This window comes from Streptomyces regalis (assembly GCF_001509475.1).
GTDB lineage: Bacteria > Actinomycetota > Actinomycetes > Streptomycetales > Streptomycetaceae > Streptomyces > Streptomyces regalis.
In genome coordinates this window covers 1-21542 of record NZ_LLZG01000232.1, presented here as the reverse complement: position 1 = coordinate 21542, position 21542 = coordinate 1, and the positions used below count along the sequence as shown (strand labels likewise).

General features: G+C 70.8%; 18 protein-coding genes and 1 pseudogene. 16 read left to right on the top strand and 3 right to left on the bottom strand.

Annotation, left to right across the window (positions count from 1 at the left end; genetic code table 11):
- The first annotated feature begins 11 nt into the window (after positions 1-11).
- The 3 genes from ADL12_RS24015 to ADL12_RS24005 are packed head-to-tail and all read left to right on the top strand — an operon-like array spanning position 12 to position 2601.
- Complete coding sequence (locus tag ADL12_RS24015; protein ID WP_062705106.1) at positions 12-545, top strand: PadR family transcriptional regulator; 534 nt, start codon at positions 12-14, stop codon at positions 543-545.
- A complete protein-coding gene (locus ADL12_RS24010; RefSeq protein ID WP_062705019.1) occupies positions 542-1240 on the top strand; it encodes an ABC transporter ATP-binding protein in 699 nt (232 codons plus the stop codon). The genes ADL12_RS24015 and ADL12_RS24010 overlap by 4 nt, the downstream gene beginning before the upstream one ends.
- Positions 1237-2601, top strand: a complete 1365-nt coding sequence (locus ADL12_RS24005; protein WP_062705017.1) for an FtsX-like permease family protein — start codon at positions 1237-1239, stop codon at positions 2599-2601. Before ADL12_RS24010 ends, ADL12_RS24005 begins: the two co-directional genes overlap by 4 nt.
- A gap of 159 nt (positions 2602-2760) precedes the next feature.
- Here ADL12_RS24005 and ADL12_RS24000 read toward each other — a convergent pair whose 3' ends face one another.
- Positions 2761-3297, bottom strand: a complete 537-nt coding sequence (locus ADL12_RS24000) for an HNH endonuclease (protein WP_030049754.1) — start codon at positions 3295-3297, stop codon at positions 2761-2763.
- A gap of 317 nt (positions 3298-3614) precedes the next feature.
- On the opposite strand from ADL12_RS24000, the gene ADL12_RS23995 reads away from it, so the two are divergent.
- Positions 3615-4709, top strand: a complete 1095-nt coding sequence (locus tag ADL12_RS23995) for a mechanosensitive ion channel family protein (RefSeq protein WP_062705015.1) — start codon at positions 3615-3617, stop codon at positions 4707-4709.
- Between the two features lie 11 nt (positions 4710-4720).
- Here ADL12_RS23995 and ADL12_RS23990 read toward each other — a convergent pair whose 3' ends face one another.
- Positions 4721-5038 carry a hypothetical protein gene (locus tag ADL12_RS23990; RefSeq protein ID WP_062705013.1) on the bottom strand — a complete coding sequence of 106 codons (318 nt, stop codon included), beginning with the start codon at positions 5036-5038 and terminating at the stop codon, positions 4721-4723.
- The gene (locus ADL12_RS23985) at positions 5026-5955 is read right to left on the bottom strand and encodes a LysR family transcriptional regulator (protein ID WP_062705011.1); all 930 of its coding nucleotides are present in this window, start codon (positions 5953-5955) and stop codon (positions 5026-5028) included. The genes ADL12_RS23990 and ADL12_RS23985 overlap by 13 nt, the downstream gene beginning before the upstream one ends.
- 201 nt (positions 5956-6156) lie before the next feature.
- On the opposite strand from ADL12_RS23985, the gene ADL12_RS23980 reads away from it, so the two are divergent.
- The 12 genes and pseudogenes from ADL12_RS23980 to ADL12_RS50925 all read left to right on the top strand — a co-directional run.
- The gene (locus ADL12_RS23980; RefSeq protein ID WP_062705009.1) at positions 6157-7452 is read left to right on the top strand and encodes an MFS transporter; all 1296 of its coding nucleotides are present in this window, start codon (positions 6157-6159) and stop codon (positions 7450-7452) included.
- Positions 7453-7611: 159 nt separating this feature from the next.
- Positions 7612-8823, top strand: coding sequence for an ROK family transcriptional regulator (locus ADL12_RS23975; RefSeq protein WP_062705007.1), 1212 nt, complete (start codon positions 7612-7614; stop codon positions 8821-8823).
- Between the two features lie 163 nt (positions 8824-8986).
- Positions 8987-10333, top strand: a complete 1347-nt coding sequence (locus ADL12_RS23970) for an ABC transporter substrate-binding protein (RefSeq protein ID WP_107120009.1) — start codon at positions 8987-8989, stop codon at positions 10331-10333.
- A 6-nt stretch (positions 10334-10339) separates the two neighbouring features.
- The gene (locus ADL12_RS23965; RefSeq protein ID WP_062705003.1) at positions 10340-11296 is read left to right on the top strand and encodes a carbohydrate ABC transporter permease; all 957 of its coding nucleotides are present in this window, start codon (positions 10340-10342) and stop codon (positions 11294-11296) included.
- The gene (locus ADL12_RS23960; protein ID WP_062705001.1) at positions 11293-12183 is read left to right on the top strand and encodes a carbohydrate ABC transporter permease; all 891 of its coding nucleotides are present in this window, start codon (positions 11293-11295) and stop codon (positions 12181-12183) included. Before ADL12_RS23965 ends, ADL12_RS23960 begins: the two co-directional genes overlap by 4 nt.
- Positions 12184-12187: 4 nt before the next feature.
- On the top strand, positions 12188-13453 hold the full coding sequence (locus tag ADL12_RS23955) for a 6-phospho-beta-glucosidase (protein ID WP_062704999.1): 1266 nt from the start codon (positions 12188-12190) through the stop codon (positions 13451-13453).
- Positions 13444-14415: an N-acetylglucosamine kinase gene (locus tag ADL12_RS23950; RefSeq protein WP_062704997.1), complete on the top strand. Its 972-nt coding sequence runs from the start codon at positions 13444-13446 to the stop codon at positions 14413-14415. The genes ADL12_RS23955 and ADL12_RS23950 overlap by 10 nt, the downstream gene beginning before the upstream one ends.
- Before the next feature lie 238 nt (positions 14416-14653).
- A complete protein-coding gene (locus ADL12_RS23945; RefSeq protein ID WP_062704995.1) occupies positions 14654-16111 on the top strand; it encodes a hypothetical protein in 1458 nt (485 codons plus the stop codon).
- A gap of 14 nt (positions 16112-16125) precedes the next feature.
- On the top strand, positions 16126-17202 hold the full coding sequence (locus ADL12_RS23940; protein WP_062704994.1) for a glutamate ABC transporter substrate-binding protein: 1077 nt from the start codon (positions 16126-16128) through the stop codon (positions 17200-17202).
- A gap of 122 nt (positions 17203-17324) precedes the next feature.
- Entirely contained in the window at positions 17325-18656 is a 1332-nt protein-coding gene (locus tag ADL12_RS23935; RefSeq protein ID WP_062704992.1) for a hypothetical protein, read from the top strand.
- 31 nt (positions 18657-18687) lie between these two features.
- Positions 18688-21224 (top strand): annotated as a pseudogene (locus ADL12_RS23930) (serine/threonine-protein kinase).
- A gap of 3 nt (positions 21225-21227) precedes the next feature.
- Positions 21228-21542, top strand: a 315-nt coding sequence (locus ADL12_RS50925) for a zinc ribbon domain-containing protein (RefSeq protein WP_159053265.1), incomplete at its 3' end; no start/stop codon positions are given.

Below are 21542 nucleotides of genomic sequence, written 5' to 3'. Positions count from 1 at the left end.
TAATGATCGGCATGAGCACCCGCCACATCCTTTTGGGGCTGCTCGCCACGGGGCCGAGCCATGGCTACGACCTCAAGCGACGCCACGACGAACGCTTCCCGCAGGCCCGCCCGCTGGCCTACGGGCAGGTCTATACGACCTTGCAGCGCCTGGCCCGCGACGGCCTCGCCGAGGTCGACGGCACCGACTCGGACGGCGGCCCGGAACGCACCACGTACCGCTCGACGGACGACGGAGCGCGCGAACTGGCCAAGTGGGCCGGGGAGATCGCGCCGCCCGCGCCGTTCGTGACGAACGACATCTTCGCCAAGGTCGTCGTGTCGATCCTGTCCGGCGGCGACCCCGAGGCCTATCTGCGCGCCCAGCGTGCCGCCCACATGGAACGGATGCGGGAGCTCACGGCGGTCAAGACCGCACAGGGCACCGATCTCGCGACCGTCCTCTCGGCGGACTACGCCCTCAACCACCTCGACGCCGACCTCCGCTGGATGACGACCACGGCGGCCCGGCTCACCACTTTGACCGCGGAGGTCGACGCAGCATGAGCAACACAGGACGGAGCACGGTGCCGCTTCTGGCGGCCCGTGACCTCGTCAAGGCACACGGCAGGACCGAGGCCCTGCGCGGCGCCTCCGTCGAGCTGAGGGCGGGCGAGATCCTCGCCGTCACCGGCGCCAGCGGCAGCGGGAAGTCCACGCTGCTGCACTGCCTGGCCGGCATCGTCCGCCCGGACACCGGCTCGGTGACGTACGGCGGGGAGCGGCTGGACCAGTTGCCCGAGCAGCGGTTGAGCGAGTTGCGGCGTACCGAGTTCGGCGTGGTCTTCCAGTTCGGGCAGCTGATCCCGGAGCTGACGGCCCTGGACAACGTGGCGCTGCCGCTACTGCTCGCCGGTGCGCGCAGGCAGGAGGCGCAGGCGAAGGCCGGTGAGTGGCTGGAGCGGTTCGGGGTGCGCGGGCAGGAGGAGTTGCGGCCCGGCGAGATGAGCGGCGGCCAGGCCCAGCGGGCGGCCCTGGCCCGGGCGCTGGTCACCGGCCCGAAGATCGTCTTCGCGGACGAGCCGACCGGGGCGCTGGACTCGCTGGCGAGCGAGCAGGTGATGACGGCCCTGACGCACACGGCCCGCGAGTCGGGCACCGCGGTGCTGCTGATCACCCACGACGCCCAGGTGGCGGCGTACGCGGACCGCGAGGTGCGGCTGGCCGACGGGGCTGTGACGCCGCTGGAGGTGGCGGCATGAGAGCCGACCTCCGACTGGCCTGGCTGCTCACCCGGGGATCCGACCGGCGCGAGTGGTGGCGGATCACGCTCACGGCGCTCGGGGCGGCGCTCGCGACCGGCATCGGGCTGGCGGTCGCCACGATCATCTCGATCAGGGGGCAGTACTCGGTGTCCTTCGGCTCCGGGCTCCTCGACCAGCCCAGCGACCGGCAGGGCGTGATCATCGCCCTGTTGATGCTGCTGGTGCCGGTGCTCGGGTTCCTCGGGCAGTGCGCCCGGGTGGGGGCGGTGCACCGCGACCGGCGCCTTGCCGCGCTGCGGCTCGCGGGGGCCGCGCCCCGTCAGGTCAGGCGGATCGCCGCTCTGGAGGCGGGGCTGGCCTGCCTGGTCGGATCGGCGGTGGCCACGGTCTTCTCCGTACTGCTCCTGCTGCGCGTGTGGCAGGACCCCGAGCCCCTGGCGTGGCTGGGCATCGCCCTGGTCGCCGTGGCCGTCCCGGTGCTGGGCGCGACCGTGAGCGCGCTGTCGCTGCGGCGGGTGGTGGCCTCGCCGCTGGGCTGGGTACGGCGGGTGCGGCCGACGCGGGGGCCTGGGCGGGCGTTCCTGGCGGTGACCGTGCTTCTGGCGGTGATGGCGGTGGGGATCGGCCTGATCGCGTTCCTCGGCGATCCCCTGTTCTTCCACAATTCCCTCGACATGGCCCTCGCCCCCCTGCTGGTGTTCGCCATCAGCCTGCTGATCGGCGTCTCGGCGGTGTGGCTGGCGGGCTGGTCGTCCCGGCGGCTGGGCGCCGTGCTCGCCACCCGCGCCCAGCGCCCGGCGCTGCTGATCGCGGCGGAGCGGCTGCGGGACGACCCGTGGGCGGCGGCCCGTACGCATGCGGCGGTGCTGCTGGTGACGGTCGTGGGCACAGCCTTCGCCGGCATCCGCACGGTGCTGTTGCAGGTGGTGAACAACACCGAGTACCTGGCCGAGAACAGGTCGTACTACACCACCGGCCTCGACCTCAGCGGCGCCGCGATCCTGATCGCCCTGGCGCTGACCCTGTCGGCCCTGGCCGTGGGCACCGCCGAGGCGCTGGCCACCCGGCGCCGGGGACTGGCTGCGCAGGCCGCGGCAGGGGTGCCGCAGAGCGTGCTCGGCCGGGCGCTGCTCCTGGAGACCGCGCTGCCGCTCGCACCGGCGCTCCTGCTGGCGGGCGCCGGCGGCACGGCGATCTACGTGGGCTGGGCCACGATGATCGACGACGCCGTCGGGGCGATTCCACTGGTGCCGGTGCTGGTCCCGGTGGCCGTGTATGCCACCTGCCTGCTGGCCTCGGCCACGTCACTGCCCCTGCTGCACCGCTCGGTGCGGCCGGCGGAGCTGCGGTACGTGTGAGGCGGTACGTGTGAGGCGGTACGTGTGAGGCGGTACGTGTGAGCCGGTACGTGTGAGAACGGCCCGGCGGCCGCGCGACCGTCCGGCCCCGGGGTACGGGGGACCCTCGGGGCCGGATGCCGTACGCATGGCACGCCGGGTATGCGAAGGCCCGGGTCGTCAGGCGGAAATGCCGTCGATCCGGGCCATGGCGTCCTCCGCGCCGAACGGCTGCAAGTACGGCAGCCAGCGCGGGTCCCTATGCCCGGTGCCGATGATGCGCCAGGCGAGACCGGTGGGTGGAGCAGGTTTGTGGCGTAGCCGCCAGCCGATCTCGAAGAGGTGTCGGTCGGCCTTCACGTGGTTGCAGCGGCGGCACGAGGCCACCACGTTGTCCCAGACGTGCTTGCCCCCGCGGCTGCGCGGGATGACGTGGTCGACGCTGGTTGCGACGCCACCGCAGTACATGCACCGGCCCCCGTCGCGCGCGAAGAGCGCCCTGCGGGTAAGAGGAACGGGCCCCCGATAGGGAACCCGGACGAATCGCTTGAGCCGGACCACGCTGGGTGCGGGGACTGTGACGGTTGCGCTGTGCATGAAGGCGCCGGACTCCTCGAGGCATACGGCCTTGTTCTCGAGGACGAGGACGAGCGCGCGGCGGAGCGGTACGACGCCGAGAGGCTCGTACGACGCGTTGAGGACCAGGACATGCGGCACGGATGCCTCCTTGGGCGTCGGCGGCGCGTGGCTCGCGCCGGGACGATCTGTAGTCAGTCTCCCCTCTTGCCTGGTGAAAGCGCCACCATGTCCCGGTAACGGGCTGGGAGTGTTTTCGACCACATCTGATTCATCCCCAGGATGACGAACTGTTCATCCCACCAGTTCATCCCCAGGTGGGCACGGTTCCTCCCTCGAACATGGCGCCGATCCACACACGATGCCCCGATAGTGTGGTGAACCTGCCCTGCTGGTGACCTTTTCGTGACCTTGACCATCTGCCGGTGGGGCGGGCCGCTGCACTGGAGGTACCAGCCGTGTCCTTGCCCGCCGTCCTACTGGCCGCCGGTTCGACCCCCTCGCCGTCCCCGTCGGAGACGACGCCCCCGGCGGTTCCCTCGATCCAGGACGCCCACGAGAGCGCGACCCAGGCCGCGAGCTGGGTCGAGCAGAACTGGTCGACCTGGCTCGCGATAGGTCTGAAGGTCCTGCTGATCCTGGTGATCGCAGCGGTGCTGAGAGTGGCGATCCGGCGGGCGATCACCAAGCTCATCGACCGGATGAACCGCACCGCCCAGGCGGTGGACGGCACGGCCCTCGGCGGCCTGCTGGTCAATGTCGAGCGCCGCCGTCAGCGCTCGCAGGCGATCGGCTCGGTCCTGCGCTCGGTGGCGAGCTTCCTGATCATGGGCACCGCGGCCCTGATGATCCTCTCCACGTTCGACATCAACCTGGCCCCGCTGCTGGCCTCCGCCGGTGTGGCGGGCGTGGCGATCGGCTTCGGCGCCCGCAACCTGGTCACCGACTTCCTCTCCGGCGTCTTCATGATCCTGGAGGACCAGTACGGCGTCGGCGACTCGGTCGACGCGGGCGTCGCCTCCGGCGAGGTCATCGAGGTCGGCCTGCGCGTGACCAAGCTGCGCGGCGACAACGGCGAGATCTGGTACGTCCGCAACGGCGAGGTCAAGCGCATCGGCAACCGCTCGCAGGGCTGGTCGACGGCCGGCGTGGACGTCACGGTCCGCTCCTCCGAGGACCTGGACAAGGTCAAGCGCACCATTGACGAGGTCGCCGAGAAGATGAGCAAGGAGGAGCCCTGGAACGAGCTCCTCTGGAGCCCGATCGAGGTCCTCGGCCTGGACAGCGTGCTGCTGGACTCCATGGTCGTACGGGTGTCCGCGAAGACGATGCCCGGCAAGTCCCTGACGGTGGAACGCGAGCTGCGCTGGCGCATCAAGCGCGCCTTCGACGCCGCCGACATCCGGATCGTCGGCCACACTCCCCTGACGACGGAGGAGGCGGCCGCGACCGACCCGACGGCGGGCATGGCGGCGCCGTCGGCGTACTCCAACACGTCCTCACCGCAGGCACAGAACGCCACTCCGCTGACGCCGCCGAGCGTGACGAAGTAGCCGCGCCTCCCTCAGTCGAGCCAACCCCGCCACCGCGGCCAGGGCGCCTCGCACCGCCCCTCGGCGATCGCCTTCTCGTACTCCCGCTGGGCGAGCTCGTCCAGCTCACGCCCGGTCAGCGGCTTGCTGCCGATGGTGGTGACCCGGGAGAAGGCGACCAGGCACTCGCCGTGCGGCACGGGCCGTGTCGCCCAGAACACGAAGGACACGCCCGCGACGATCACGGCGAGCGAGGCGAGGGCGAGCAGTGCACGGCGACGGTCACGCGTCATCCGCGCCGCCTGGCCGCGGCCGATCACGCCACCGCCGGAACCGGTCACCGCGCCCATGCGGGCGTCCAGGTCTCCGTCTCCGGGCACTCGGTCCGGGTCGCGGCAAGGTGGGCGCGAAGAGCCGTGAGAGTGGGGTGCGGGTTGTCGGCGCGCCACAGCAGGGAGTGCGGGTAGACCGGGGCCGGGTCGCGCAGCGGGATGCGGCGCAGGTCCTGGTCGGCGGGCCAGACCAGACGGGTGTCCTCGCCGACGAAGGTCGCCAGTACGGCGGAGTCGGCGATCGTGTCGACCAGCGGCGCGGTGCCGAAGTCGGGGCCGGTCGCCTCGATGGTGAGCCCGAACTCGGCCGCGAGGGCGTCGTAGTAGGCGGCCCATTCGGTGCCCTCGACGATGCCGGGCATCCAGATCCGTTGACCGGCGAGTCGAGCGGGTGTCACCGAGCGGGCAGCGGCGAGTTCGTGCCGCGGCCCGGTCAGGAGCTGCACCGGCTCGTCGTACACCCGGGCCGCCTCGATGCCGTCGGGCAGTTGCCGGGCGGGCCCGGTCACGGCGCGGAACGTTGCGTCGATCGTGCCGGCTCGGAGGGCGGCGACGGCCGCGTCGGCGTCGAAGAGGGTGACGACGTCGAGTTCGGTGTCGGGGTTGGCGCGGTGAAAGCCGCGCAGCAGGACCGCCGGGGCGAGCCGTCGGCCGATCACGTCGACGCGCAGGGCACGGCTGCCGGGGCGTACGGAGGCGATGGCCCGTTCCTCGGCCTGGAGGAGGGTGCGGGCGTGCGGCAGGAAGGCCTGGCCGTCGATGGTGAGCCGCGCCCCGCGCGCGGTGCGGGTGAACAGCCGTACCCCGAGGCGCTTCTCCAGCACGGCGATGCGTTTGGAGACGGCCTGCTGGGTGATCGACAGCGTCGCGGCGGCGTCCTGGAACCGGCCCGCGTCCGCTGCGGCGACGAAGGTGCGCACGGCGTCGAGGTCCACGACGTCATCGTAGGAGGCGCAGGAGGCACAGGAGGCACAGGAGGCACGAGGCACAGGAGGCACAGGAGGCACAGGAGGGGCATGAGGCACAGGAAGAGCAGGAGCACAACGATCGGTTGTGGCTGTGTGAGCCCGATGGTTGTTTGATCCGCGGTTCGCCGCCCGCTTTGATGGCGTCGGTCAACAGAAGGTTGGGGTGGGATGGCGGGCGGTCGGTCGCTGGGGCGGGGGTTCGGGTGGCTGTGGGCGGCTTACGGGGTCAGTACGTTCGGGACCCGGCTCGCCTTCGACGCGTTGCCGATCATCGCGGTCGTCGTGCTGCACGCCGGGTCGACCGAGGTGGCGCTGCTGGCGGCCTCGGGGCTCGCGGTGGGGGCGGCGATGGCGGTGCCGCTCGGGGCGTGGGTGGAGCTGCGCCGGAAGCGGCCGGTGATGATCGCGGCGGACCTGGTCCGGTGCGCGGCGCTGCTGAGCATCCCCGCCGCCTTCGCGCTGGACGGGCTCAGCCTCGGCCAGCTGCTGGTGGTTTCGGTGGTGGTGGCCGCGGCGGACATCACGTTCACCGCGGCGAGCGGGGCGTATCTGAAGTCCCTCGTGCCGCCGGAGGACCTCCTCGTGGCGAACGGCCGCTTCGAGGCCACGACATGGACGGCCACCGCGCTCGGCCCACCACTGGGCGGGGTGGCGATCGGCGTGTTCGGCCCGATGGCGACGGTGCTGGCGGATGCGGCCAGCTATCTGCTGTCGGCGCTGGGGATCCGGGCGATCGGCGGTAAGGAAAGGCAACAGTGCGGGGAGGAAGGGCGGCAGAGCGGTAAGGAAAGGCAACAGTTCCCCCCTGACGCACCGTCGGCTGCGCGGGCGGGCAGACTGCGGGCCGCCGACCTCGCGGCGGGCTGGCGGCATCTCCTCGCCCACCCCACCCTGCGCCCGCTGTTCCTCAACACGGTCCTGGTCAACGCCCTGATCATGGCGCCCGCCCCGGTGCTCGCCGTCCTCATGCTCGGCCAACTCGGCTTCGCCCCCTGGCAGTACGGCCTCGCCTTCGCCGTCCCGTGCCTGGGCGGCCTGCTGGGCTCCCGCCTGTCGCGCCGCCTGGTCGCCCGCCACGGCAGGCACCGGGTCCTGCTCACCGCCGGCACCCTGCGTGCCTGCTGGTCCGTCGGACTGGCCTTCGTCGGCCCGGGCACGTCCGGCCTTCTCCTCGTCATGGTCGTCGAGTTCGGCCTGATCACCTGCTCGGCCGTCTTCACCCCGGTGCTCGCCACCACCCGCCTCGACCGGACCCCGCCGGACCGGATCACCCGCACCTTGTCGGCATGGCAGATCACAGGCCGGACGACGACCGCGGCCATGACGGCGCTGTGGGGCCTGCTGGCGGCACTGACCGGCCCACGCACCGCCATCGCCCTCGCGGGCGTCCTGCTGCTGGCGACCCCGCTCCTGCTCCCCCGGCACGAGCACGCACCGCAGCACAGCACCACCACCACCGGGTAACGACTAGGTTGCCTGGTATAGACCTCTCTTGACGCCACCTTCCTCTCGGGTCTACCTTCCTGGATAACCCGATAGGAAACTTTCCTAACAGTGATCCTGGATGGACTTCCGCAATAGATCGCTGAGAAGCTGGTCAGCCGAAAGGCAGGTGTCGATCCCATGGCAGGAACCGCCGGTACGCCGGGCACCCCGCGCGTCCTGCGCGCCATGAACGACCGTGCCGCCCTGGACCTCCTCCTGGAGCACGGGCCACTGTCCCGCACGCGGATCGGCAAGCTCACCGGCCTCTCCAAGCCGACCGCGTCCCAGCTGCTGGCCCGCCTCGAAGCCGCCGGCCTCGTCCTGGCGACCGGCACCACGGAGGGCCGACCCGGCCCCAACGCCCAGCTGTACGAGGTCAATCCGGCCGCCGCGTACGCCGCGGGGCTCGATGTCACCCCCGAACGCATCCTCGCCGCCGTCGCCGACATCACGGGCCGCACGGTGGGGTCGTACGAACTGCCCACCCCCGGCAGGCGGCCGACCCAACCCGTCGTCCGGCAGGTCACCGACGCCCTCGACGGCGCGGTGAAGGCGGCAGGGCTCACCCGTGACGACGTGCACCGGCTCGTCATCGGCACCCCCGGCGCCTTCGACCCCAACACGGGCCGCCTGCGCTACGCCTCCCACCTCCCCGGCTGGCACACCCCCGCGCTGCTCGACGAAGTCGCCGCCGCCCTGCCGATGCCGGTCGAGTACGAGAACGACGTCAACCTCGTGGCGGTGGCCGAGCAGCGGCTCGGCGCGGCCCGCGGCCACGAGGACTTCGTGCTGCTGTGGAACGAAGGGGGCCTCGGCGCCGCCCTGGTCCTCGGCGGCCGGCTGCATCGCGGCTGGACCGGCGGCGCGGGCGAGGTAGGTTTCCTGCCGGTTCCGGGCGCACCCCTGGTCCGCCAGGTAACCAAAGCCAACAGTGGCGGCTACCAGGAACTGGCCGGTTCGCAGGCGATCCCCCAGCTCGCGAGCGAACTCGGTATCGCGAACATCCCGTCCGGGCCGTACGCCGAGGCCGCCGCCGCCCTCGTCGCACGGGCCGCCGGGGAGGACACCGTCCTGGGCCGGCTCCTCCTGGAGACCTACGCGACCCGGCTCGCAACCGGTCTCGCCTCCTTGGTCTCCGTCCTCGACCCCGAACTGGTCGTCCTCAGCGGCGCCTCCCTCACCGCCGGCGGCGAGGTGCTGCGCGCTCTCGTCCAGGCCGAGTTGGAGGAGCTGGCCGCGTCACGGCCCCGGCTCGTCGTCGGCGCCATCCGTGAACACCCCGTGTTGCGGGGCGCGTTGGAGAGCGCGCTCGCGACCACGCGCGACGAGGTCTTCGACACCGCACGCTGAGCACCCCGCCCTCTCCGCGGCTCAACTCCTCAACCCGGCTCCTTGACCCCGGCTCCTCAAGCCGGCTCGTTGACTCAGCCCCTTTAACTCACCCCCCGCCTTCACTCACCCACCCCGTCCCGCCCTGGGAGACCTTGCCATGCCCGGAAAGTCCTGGAACGTCATATCCTCACCGTCCCGCAAGGCGGCCGCCGCTCTCGCCGCCACCGCCTCCCTGGCCCTCCTCGCCACGGCCTGCACCGGCCAGGCAGACAGTTCGTCGTCTGGTGCCACCGACGACCCCGACGCCAAGACGACGATCACCTTCTGGCACGGCTGGAGCGCGCCCGCCGAGGCCAAGGCGATCCAGGAGAACGTCGACCGCTTCGAGAAGGCCCACCCCAACATCACCGTGAAGGTCGTCGGCAACATCAACGACGACAAGCTCAACCAGGCGCTGCGCGCGGGCGGTTCCAGCGGTCCGGACGTGGTGTCGTCGTTCACGACCTCCAACGTCGGCAAGTTCTGCTCCTCGGGCGCCTTCCTCGACCTGAAGCCGTTCATCGAGAAGTCGAAGCTGGACCTCGACAAGATCATCCCGAAGCCGATGCTGGACTACACCCAGTTCGAGGGCACCCGCTGCGCCCTGCCCCTGCTGGGCGACGCCTACGGCCTCTACTACAACAAGGACGCCTTCGAAAAGGCGGGCATCAAGTCCCCGCCGAAGACCTGGTCGGAGTTCGCGAAGGTCGCCAAGAAGCTGACCAAGACCAAGGGCGACAGCTACGAGCAGCTCGGCTTCATGCCGACGTACCACGGCTACGAGACGGTCGTGGACCACTACATGTCCCAGTGGGACCACGCCTACTTCGACGCCGACGGCAAGTCCAGCATCGCCAAGGACCCGGCCTTCGCCGAGATGTTCACGTACCAGAAGAAGCTCGTCGACGACCTCGGTGGCTTTGCGAAGCTGGAGAAGTACCGCAACACCTTCGGTGACGAGTGGGGCGCCAAGCACCCCTTCCAGACCGGCCAGGTGGCCATGCAGCTCGACGGCGAGTGGCGCCTGGGCATGGCGAAGGACGCCGGCGTCGACTTCGAGATCGGCACCGCCCCGATGCCGGTCGCGGACGACGAGGCCGACGAGTACGGCAAGGGCTTCCTCTCCGGCACGATCATCGGCATCGCCCCGCAGAGCGAGAAGCAGAACGCGGCCTGGGAGCTGGTGAAGTACCTGACGACCGACACCGAGGCCGTCGTCTCCTTCGCCAACGCCATCCACAACGTGCCCTCCACGTTCGCCGCGCTGAAGTCGCCCGACCTGACGGTGGACCCCGGCTTCAAGACGTTCCTGGACATCGCCCAGAACCCGGAGTCGAACACGCCGCCGGCCTCCGTCAACGGCTCGACGTACCAGACGACGCTGCAGGACTTCGGCTACCAGTACGAGTCGGGCAAGGTGAAGGACCTGAAGGCCGGTCTGGAGAAGACCGCCGAGCAGATCGACACCGACATCGAACAGGCGAAGTAGCGCCCGATGTCCACGCGCGCTCTCCATACTCTCCGGGCGAAGCGCCGCAGGTCGGCGCTTCGGACGGTGGCCTTCCTGTCACCGTGGCTCATCGGGTTCGGCGTCTTCTTCGCCTATCCGCTGGTGTCCACCGTGTACTTCTCGCTGATGAAGTACGACGGCTTCGGCACACCGGTCTTCCGCGGCCTGGGCAACTGGGCCTACGTCTTCGAGGACTACCCGCTGTTCTGGCCGGCCCTGCGCAACACGCTGTGGCTGGTGCTGGTGATGGTGACCTGCCGGGTGGTGTTCGGACTCGGCGTCGGCCTGCTGATCACGAAGATCAGGACCGGGGCCGGCGTCTTCCGCACCCTCTTCTACCTGCCGTACCTCGCCCCGCCGGTCGCCGCGACGCTGGCCTTCGTCTTCCTCCTCAACCCCGGCACCGGCCCGGTCAACTCGGTCCTCGACGGCATGGGTCTGCCGACACCCGGCTGGTTCACGGACCCCGCCTGGTCCAAGCCGGCCCTCACCGCGCTGGCGTTGTGGGGCGTGGGCGACCTCATGGTCATCTTCATGGCCGCGCTGCTCGACGTACCGAAGGAGCAGTACGAGGCCGCGGAGCTGGACGGAACGTCGGCCTGGCAGCGATTCCGTTTCGTCACGCTGCCGAACATCTCGCCGATCGTGATGTTCGCCGTCGTCACGGGCGTGATCCAGACGATGCAGTACTACACACAGCCGCTGGTGGCCGGGAAGGTCGCCTCCGGCATCATCGGCGGCTCCGGCCAGCAGTTCGAGCCGGGCTACCCGGACAAGTCGACCCTGACGCTCCCCCAACTCGTCTACAACCTCGGCTTCCAGCGCTTCGACTACGGCTCCGCCTGTGTGGTCGCGCTGGTGCTGTTCGCCCTCGCCATGGCGTTCACCACGCTGTTGATGCGGCGCCGGGGCGGACTGATCCAGGCAGGTGACGGACCATGACCCAAGTGCTGGACAAACCAGTTCAGTTGGGAACCCCGACAGTCGCGGAGCGCACGGCCCGCCGCAGGGCGCTCCTGGAATGGATAGCGATCCATTCGCTCGGCGTCGCGGCCGCGCTCTTCTTCACGCTGCCGTTCGTGTTCGTCGTCCTGACCTCACTGATGAGCGACCAGCAGGCGCTCACCCGCGACCTGGTCCCGGACACCTGGGAGTGGGGCAACTACACCAAGGTCTTCGACACACCCGGCTTCCTGACCTGGTGGAAGAACACCCTGATCTACGCGGGTCTGGGCACCGTCCTCACCGTCGTGTCGTCCGTCCCGGTGGCGTACGCGCTCGCCAAGTTCCGCTTCCGTGGCCGCAACCTGTCCCTGATGCTGGTCATCTCGATGATGATGCTGCCGCCGCAAGTGATCATCATCCCGATGTACCTGTTCTGGGCGAAGCAGCTGGACCTCTCGGGGACCCTGTGGCCGCTGATCATCCCGATGGCGTTCGGAGACGCGTTCTCGATCTTCCTCCTGCGCCAGTTCCTGATGACGATCCCGAACGAGTACCTGGACGCGGCGAGGGTCGACGGCTGCGGCGAACTCCGCACACTCCTGCGGGTCGTCCTCCCCATGGCGAAACCGGGCATAGCCGCTGTGGCCCTCTTCCAGTTCTTCTACGCGTGGAACGACTACTTCGGCCCCCAGATCTACGCGTCCGAGAACCCGGGCGCCTGGACCCTCTCCTACGGCCTGGAGTCGTTCAAGGGGGCACACCACACCGACTGGAACCTCACCATGGCCGCCACGGTTCTCGTGATGGCCCCCGTGATCCTCGTGTTCTTCTTCGCCCAGAAGGCGTTCGTAGAGGGCGTCACACTCACCGGAGTAAAGGGTTGAACCAGTGAAACTCACCGTGGTCGGCGGAGGCTCGACCTACACCCCCGAACTCATCGACGGCTTCGCCCGCCTCAGGGACACCCTGCCGATAGAGGAACTGGTCCTGATGGACCCGGCGACGGACCGTCTGGAACTGGTGGGTGGCCTGGCCCGCCGTATCTTCGAACGTCAGGGTCACCACGGCACGATCACCACCACGACAGACCTGGACGCGGCGGTGGACGGCGCGGACGCGGTCCTCCTGCAACTCCGTGTGGGCGGCCAGGCGGCCCGCGAGCAGGACGAGACCTGGCCCCTGGACTGCGGCTGCGTGGGCCAGGAGACGACGGGCGCCGGCGGCCTGGCGAAGGCCCTGCGTACCGTCCCGGTGGTCCTGGACATCGCGGAACGGGTCCGCCGCACCAACCCCACCGCCTGGATCATCGACTTCACCAACCCGGTCGGCATCGTGACCCGGGCCCTGCTCCAGGCGGGACACAAGGCGGTCGGCCTGTGCAACGTGGCGATCGGCTTCCAGCGCAAGTTCGCGGCCATGCTCGGCGTGACCCCCGCCGACGTCCACCTCGACCACGTCGGCCTCAACCACCTCACCTGGGAGACCGGGGTACGCCTGGGCGGCCCCGAGGGCGAGGACGTCCTGCCGAAACTGCTGGCCGACCACGGCGACACCATCGCCGCCGACCTGCACCTCCCCCGCCCCCTCCTGGACCGCCTGGGCGTGGTGCCGTCGTACTACCTGCGCTACTACTACGCCCACGACGAGGTGGTGCGGGAACTGCGCACCAAACCGTCGCGCGCCGCGGAGGTGGCGGAAATGGAAAGGAGGTTGCTCACCCTCTACGCCGACCCCGCCCTCGACGAGAAGCCGGAACTACTCTCCAAAAGGGGCGGCGCGTACTACTCGGAGGCCGCGGTGGACCTGGCGGCCGCCTTGCTGAACGGCGCCGGCAACCCGTACCAGGTGGTCAACACCTACAACAAGGGCACGCTTCCTTTCCTCCCCGACGATGCGGTGATCGAGGTGCAGGCCGGGGTGGGAACGAGGGGCGCAGCCCCTCTCCCGATCCCACCCCCGGATCCCCTGTACGCGGGCCTGATGGCCCAGGTGACGGCCTATGAGGACCTGGCCCTGGAAGCAGCCCTGCACGGCGGCCGCACCCGAGTCTTCAAGGCCCTGCTCTCCCACCCCCTGATCGGCCAGTACGAGTACGCGGAGAAACTCACCGACCGACTGATCGCACACAACCGGGAGCACCTCGCGTGGGCATGACCGCACGTGTCCTCGCCGTAGACGCGGGCAACAGCAAGACCGACGTGGCGGTCGTGGCGGCCGACGGAACCGTCCTGGCCACGGCCCGCGGAGGCGGATTCCGCCCACCGGCGGTAGGCGTGGAGCCGGCGATGGACACCCTCGCCGAAGCAGTGCAGGAGGCCTTCGCCGCGGCAGGCGTCACCGGCGTCGAGCACGTCTCGGCCTGCCTGGCGAACGCCGACTTCCCGGTGGAGGAGGAGGGACTGGCGGCCGCGCTGCACGCGCGCGCGTGGGGCACGTCCGTCGAGGTCCGCAACGACACCTTCGCCATCCTCCGGGCGGGCGTGACGGAACCCCGCGGTGTGGCCGTCGTGTGCGGCGCCGGCATCAACTGCGTGGGCATGCGCCCCGACGGCCGTACCGCCCGCTTCCCCGCGCTGGGCCGTATCTCCGGCGACTGGGGCGGCGGCTGGGGTCTGTCGGAGGAGGCCCTGTGGCACGCGGCCCGGGCGGAGGACGGCCGCGGAGTGCCTACGGCGTTGACGCACACCCTCCCCGCCCACTTCGGCCTGCCGACGATGTACGCCCTGATCGAGGCCCTGCACCTCGAACACATCGCCCCCGTCCGCCGCCACGAGCTGACCCCGGTCCTCTTCTCCACGGCCACGGCCGGCGACCCGATCGCCCGCGGGATCGTCGACCGCCTGGCCGACGAGGTGGTGACGATGGCCACGGTCGCCCTGACCCGGCTGGACCTGCTGGAGGAGGAGACGCCGGTGCTGTTGGGCGGGGGCGTCCTGGCGGCACGCCACCCCCAACTGATCGACGGCATCCGGGACTTGCTCACGTCCCGGGCTCCCAAGGCGGTACCGGGGGTGGTCACGGCGAGTCCGGTACTGGGGGCGGCGTTGCTGGGGCTGGACGCGGTGGGGGCCGCTGCGGAGGTGCATACCCGGCTCCGCCGGTACTTCGAGTCGTGAGGGCCACTGGAGGCCGCTGGGGCTGCCGGGGGCTTGCAACCCCCAGCGAACCCTGAACCTGGAACCGAACAGATTCTCCCGGCGTGTTCATGGGCAGGGGGTGGTGCGGGGCGCATTTCGGTGTGCCGGAACCTCCGCGTCCGCGCTGCGATCCGATCAAGATCCAGCGAAGCCCGGTGCGGATGTCGGTCCCGGCAGCGATACTTGCGGCGACGGATGACCACGGGGGAGGTCAGCAGTGACACAGACGCCGAAGAGCAGCACGGCACCACCACCGGGATACGACCCGGCACCCGGCGCACCCACCATGCCGTCCGTACCGCCACAGCCCGGCCGGCCCCCCACGCCCGCCCCCGCACCACCGGCCGCAGGACCCCGCCGCACCGCCTTCGCCGAGGGCCTCGACCAGCTCCGCGCGGCCGCCACCACCGAGCCCGGCCGTCTGCGGATCATCGGCGCCCTCCTCGCCCTCCTCGTCGTCGCCTTCGGCGCGGTGGCCGCCTGGCAGATGACCGAGCGGACGAGCGCCGCCGACGACGTCCTCCACCGAAGCCAGCCCCTGACCTCGGACGCCGCCGACATCTACCGCTCGCTGGCGGATGCCAACACCGCGGCGGCCAGCGGTTACCTCGCGGGTCTGCAGGAAAAGCCCGCCATGCGCGAGGGCTACGAGCGGGACATCCGCAGGGCCGCCAGCAAACTCGTCACCGCCGCCGCCAACTCCGAACCGGGCTCCACCTCGGCGGACACCATCGCCGAACTCAGCGAGCTCCTCCCGGAGTACAAGGGCCTGGTCGAGACGGCGAGGGCCAACAACCGCCAGGGCTATCCCGTGGGCGGCGCCTATCTGCGCGCGGCGAACGAGATGATGCAGAAGAAGATGCTGCCGGCCGCCGAGAAGCTCCACCAGACGGAGAACCAGCGCCTGCGCGACGACTACGCGGACGCGAAGTCGTTCCCCTGGGCCGCGGCCGGCCTCGGCATCCTCGCCCTGGCCGGCCTCGCCTGGGCCCAGCGCCGCAACTACCAGCGCACCAACCGGGTCCTGAACCACGGCCTCGTCATTGCCACGGCCGCCTCCACCGTGGTCCTGCTGTGGCTGGCCGTGGGCCACACCGTCGCGCGCGCCGGCCTGAACGACTCCTACGACCACGGCGTCCGCTCGCTGAACGTGCTGCACGAGGCCCGCATCGCCTCCCTGACCGCCCGCAGCGACGAGAACCTGAACCTGGTCCGCCGCGGCGCGGACACCAGGACGCTCGACGACGGCACGGTGGTGGACGCGTACGAGTGGGGCTACGACCAGGAGATCGAACAGCTCGGCAAGGCGCTCGTCCGGGCGGAGGACCTCGCCGACGACACGGCGGGGACGAAGCCCGTGCAGGACGCGAACGGCTTCATGAAGGTCTGGAAGGACCGCCACGGCCTCGCCCGCGACGACAACAACTCGGGTAACTACCAGGCCGCCCGCGACCGCGTCATCGGCGCCGCGAAGGAGCCGACGAGCGTGTGCTTCGACAACGTGGACAAGGCCCTGGCGACGGCACTCGAGCACGAGCAGACAGAGTTCAAGCAGGCCGCGAGCGACGGCCGTGACTCGCTGACCGGCCTCCCGACCGGCGCCGCGGTCCTCGCGGTCCTGGGCGCGGCCGGCGCGGTGCTCGGCATCGGTCGCAGGCTGTCGGAGTACCGGTGAAAGGGGGCAGGACGATGAACGCACGCGACGACTCGGTTCGCCTCCGGGGTGCGGGCAGCCCGTGGCGGCGTCTGCGGGCCGGCCTGCGCGGCTGGGGCGGGGTCGGCGCGATGGCGCTCGTCTGCGCCCTGGCGGTGGCCTTCGCGCTGCTGCTGCCCCTGTCCCAGACGCACGTCGGGGACGGCGGTACGGCCATCGGGGGCCGGGGCGTCGCCCACAGTACTCAGGTGCGCGCCGAGGACTGCGAGAAGCCGCAGGACAAGAGCCTGTCGCCGTCCGGCGGCGACGGGAAGAGCCCGACCGTCGACGCCATCAAGGCCCGCAAGGACCGGCGCCTGATCGTCGGCGTCGACACCAACAGCTACCGCTGGGGTTACCTCGACCCGAACAACCCCTCCGGTGAGCTGGAGGGATTCGACATCGACCTGGTCCACCGGATCGCCCAGGACATTCTCGGCGACCGCGACGCGGTGCAGTTCAAGGCCATCCCGACCAGCCGGCGTATCGAGGCCATCCAGAAGGGCGAGGTCGACATGGTGGTCCGCACCATGACGATCAACTGCGCCCGCATCGAGCAAGTCGCCTTCTCCGCGCCCTACTTCGTGACCGGCCAGCAGGTCCTGGCCCCCAAGACCTCGAAGATCACCGGATACAACAAGAGCCTGGCCGACAAGAAGGTGTGCTCGGCGGACGGCTCCACCGCGTACGACAACCTGGAAGCCGGCAGGAAGAACGGCGACCTCCCCGCCTCCGCAGACATCACCACAACCGTCCCCAACCAGCTCGACTGCCTGGTGAAGTTGCAGCTCGGCGAGGTCGACGCGGTCGTGACCGACGGCGCGCTCGCCGCGAGTCAGGCCGCACAGGACCCCACGGTGGAACTGAAGGGCGGCCTGTTCACCGACGAGTACTACGGCGTGGCGATGAAACTGGGCACCGACGATCTGGTACGCCAGGTCAACCGGACCCTGGAGAACTACATCAAGGACGGCGGCTGGGAGGCGTCGTACGAGAAGTGGCTGCACCCGACCATGGACCAGGGCGACAAGAAGTCGGCGTCGGCGACCCCTCCCGAAGCCCGGTACAAGTGACCGACCATCAACCAACCATCAGCAGACCGTCACCCGACGAACGACAGATCACGAAGACTGACGAAGACTCACAAGACTGACGAAGACCAACTGACGGCACACAACGCAGCGAGAGGTGATCGATGGGCGTCACGGACCCCGCCGGGCCGGTGATGGACCGGGACGAGGTGGACCGTGCGCTGGCGCGGCTCGGCGCGGAGCACGAGGCGATCGAGACCTCGCTCCTCGCCCTGCAGGACCACGCGGGCCGCAGACTTCTCGAGGGCGCCGAGCTCACGGGCATCACCAAGGAGCGCTGGACGGCCGCGGAGGCGTCGATCACCCTGCTGTGGGCGTATTTCGACGCGTACACGGACGCGTTGCGCGCCGCCCGCGAGATCCGCTCCCGCCGCCGCTGGTCCAGCCGCGAGGACCTGGTGGAGCTGACGGAACTGCTGCGCGGCGAGTCCGTGACCGTGGCGGGCTCGGCGGCCGCAGCGGCCAACGCACCGACGCTGCACGGCGGTTCGGGCAAGCTCAGCGAACAGTTCACGCTCGTCACCCTGGTCGACCGGATGAACGAGCTGTACGCGACATCGCTGGACATGGTCGTCGCCGCCGACGCGGTCTGGTCGGCGCTGCCCGCCCGCATCGATCTACTGGCCGCGGAACTCCAGCGCACCCGCCGGCTCGCGCACTCCGTGGGCGTACGCCCCGGCGAGCACCCGGCGGGCGACGACCTGGAGCGCATCACGCGCACGCTCACCCACCTGCGCGCCCAGGTGGTGTCCGACCCGCTCGCGTACTGGGTCCCCACCCAAGGGAGTTCGGCACCCGGCGGCGGCAAGCCGGACACCACGGTCTACGACCGGGAGGCGCGCGCCCTGGAGGACGTACGGCGGGAGATCGACGCTGTACTGACGGTCCGTCAGGATGCCGAGCAGCGTCTGGTCAAGCTGCGTGACGTGCTGTCCCGCGCGGACCGTACGCTCGCCGAGGCCCGCACCGCGCGCGGCGAGGTGCTGGCGAAGATCGCCGCCACGGAGGTGCCGGTCGTCAGCGGCCCGCCGACCGCGCTGCAGGAGCAGCTGGCGACGGCCGCCGAGTACCGCAGACATGCCCAGTGGCACCGCCTGTCGCCGCTCCTGGAGTCCCTGGAGCAGAAGGCGGAGGACGAACTGCTGCGCGCCCGCGAGTCGTTGACCGCGGTCACCGCGCCCCTGGCGGTCCGCGCCGAGCTGCGCGGCCGCCTCGACGCGTACAAGGCGAAGGTGGCCCGGCACGGCCTCGCGGAGGACCCGTTCCTCATCGAGCGGTACGACGCGGCCCGCCGCATGCTGTGGAGCGCGCCCTGCGACCTGCGCGTCGCCGAACAGGCGGTCCTGCGCTACCAGCAGGCGGCCGCCGAACTGCTCGGCAGTCCGCGCGTGCCGGGGCCGCGGGGGCCCGAGGACCGCAGGGGGCCGGGATCATGAGGGGCAGGGGGAACAGGGGGGAGTCGTCGTCATGAGTCAGGCACAGCAGACCTGCCAGCGACCGGACTGCGGCGGGACGTACGAGGACGTGGGCGGCGGCGAGCTGTACTGCGACACCTGCGGCCTCGCCCCGGTCGTCTCGGCGACCGGCACGGTCGGCTCGCCGCCCACCGGCATGACGGCCGGCGGCAAGAGCTCGCGCGGCTCGGCGGGCAGCGGCAGCTCCCGCTCCACCAGCCGCGGCAGTTCCCGTACGTCGTCGCAGTCGTCGAAGTCCCGGCGCTCGGTGTCGGGGCGGCTGTCGCGCGCGCTGTCGGGCCGTTCCACGGGCCGCTCGGTGTCGGTGCGCAGCTCCGGCTCCACCGCGGGCTCCAGCGGCCGCGGCCGGCTCGGCGTCGGCCTGGTCCAGGTCCCGGACGTGCCGCGGCCCGACCCGCGCGCGATGGTGCTGGAGAACCCGGAGGTGCCCGAGCGCAAGCGGTTCTGCTCCCGCTCGGACTGCGGCGCACCCGTGGGCCGGGCCCGCGGCGACCGCCCGGGCCGTACGGAGGGCTTCTGCACGAAGTGCGGCCACCCGTACTCCTTCGTCCCGAAGCTGAAGTCCGGCGACATCGTGCACGGCCAGTACGAGGTGGCCGGCTGCCTGGCGCACGGCGGCCTCGGCTGGATCTACCTCGCCGTGGACCGCGCCGTCTCCGACCGGTGGGTGGTGCTCAAGGGCCTGCTCGACACCGGTGACCAGGACGCGATGGCGGCGGCGATCTCCGAGCGGCGTTTCCTCGCGGAGATCGAGCACGCCAACATCGTGCGGATCTACAACTTCGTCGAGCACCTGGACCAGCGCACGGGCTCGCTCGACGGCTACATCGTCATGGAGTACGTCGGGGGCAAGTCCCTGAAGGAGATCGCGAATTCGCGCCGTACGGAGACGGGCAAGCGTGACCCGCTCCCCGTCGAGCAGGCGTGTGCGTACGGCATCGAGGCGCTGGAGGCCCTCAGCCACCTGCACAGCCGCAACCTCCTGTACTGCGACTTCAAGGTCGACAACGCCATCCAGACCGAGGACCAGCTCAAGCTGATCGACATGGGCGCGGTGCGCAGGATGGACGACGACGAGTCGGCCATCTACGGCACGGTGGGCTACCAGGCACCGGAGGTCGCGGAGGTCGGCCCGTCGGTGGCGTCCGACCTCTACACCGTCGCGCGCACCCTGGCCGTCCTGGCCTTCGACTTCCAGGGCTACACGAACGTCTACGTCGACTCCCTGCCCGACCCCGACAACATCGAGGTCTTCCGCCAGTACGAGTCCTTCTACCGCCTCCTGGTCCGCGCCACCGACCCCGACCCGGCCCGCCGCTTCGCCTCCGCGCAGGAGATGACGGAGCAACTGACCGGCGTCCTGCGCGAGGTCGTGTCCCTGCAGACGGGTCGGGCGCGGCCGTCGCTGTCGACCCTGTTCGGCCCCGAGGTACGGGTCACGGACACGGAGTTGTTCCCGAAACTGGACAGCGAAGTGTCGCGGTTGGGTGCGCGGGTCGTGCGGACCCAGAAGCGCACCCAGGAGCAGCTCTCCCTCCCCGCGGCCCACCCGCCTGCTGTGTCCGCCGGCATCGTCAAGGTCGTCGACGCCGCCGTCGCCGCCCTCGCGCTTCCCGTCCCCCGGGTCGATCCCTCCGACCCCAACGCCGGTTTCCTCGCGGGCCTGATGACCACCGCGCCGGCCGAGCTGCTCGGCGCCCTCGCCGCCGCTTCGGCGCCGTCCACCGAGACGCGGCTGCGGCAGGTGCGGGCGTGGCTGGAGAACGGTGACGCAGGCACCGCGCACGAGGCCCTGCTGAAGCTGGAGGACGAGCGGCCCGACGACTGGCGGGTCGTCTGGTACCGCGGCGTGGCCGCCCTCGTCACAGGCGACCACGAGGGCGCCGCGCTCGCCTTCGACGCGATCTACGACGCCTTCCCCGGCGAGCCCGCCCCCAAGCTGGCCCTCGGCCTGTGCGCGGAGGTGCTGGGCCAGCTGGACAACGCCGCCGAGTACTACCGGCTGGTGTGGTCGACCGACCCGAGCCATGTGAGCTCCGCGTTCGGTCTCGCCCGCGTCCAGCTCGCGGCCGGCGACCGCAGCAGCGCCGTACGGACCCTGGAGTCGGTTCCGGAAAGCTCCATTCACTACACGGCCGCACGCGTGGCGGCCGTCCGCGCCCGGCTGCGGGGACGCACGACTGTCGCCGCTGACGTACCGTTCCTGGACGACCTGACCGCGGCCGCGGGCCAGGTCGAGGCGCTGGACGCGTACGGCTTGGACCCGGCGCGCCGGGAGCAGTTGTCGGCGGAAGTCCTCGGCTGCGCCCTGGACTGGATACTCTCCGGTGGCCAGGGTTCCGCCCCTCCCGCCGCCACCCCGCCGCCACCGGAGGACGGACGCTGCTCGGCAGCGGCCTGGACGAGCGGGGACTGCGTTTCGGACTGGAGCGTTCGTACCGCACACTGGCCCGGCTCGCACGGGGCGGCGAGGAGAGGATCGACCTGGTGGAACGTGCCAATCGTTACCGCCCCCGGACGTGGGTGTAGTTGATGTCGCAGATGCCCCAGCAGGCCGCTCTGTCGAAGTGTCCGAGCTGCGCATGGCCGCTCGAGTCGGGTGACCGTTTCTGCGGTGCGTGCGGATACGACCTGTCCGCCGTGCCCGTACGGCCGGACGACAACCCGACCATCGTCATGAACGGCTCGGCGCCGGCCGGCTCCGGCGGCCACGAACTGCCCCCGGGCGCGCCCCCGCCCCCCCCGTCACCGCCGCCCGCCGGACCGGTGTCACCGGCGGCGAGCGGTCCCGACGTGCCGTCGCCCCCCGGCCACCACACACAGCCCGGCCACCACTCACCGCCCGGC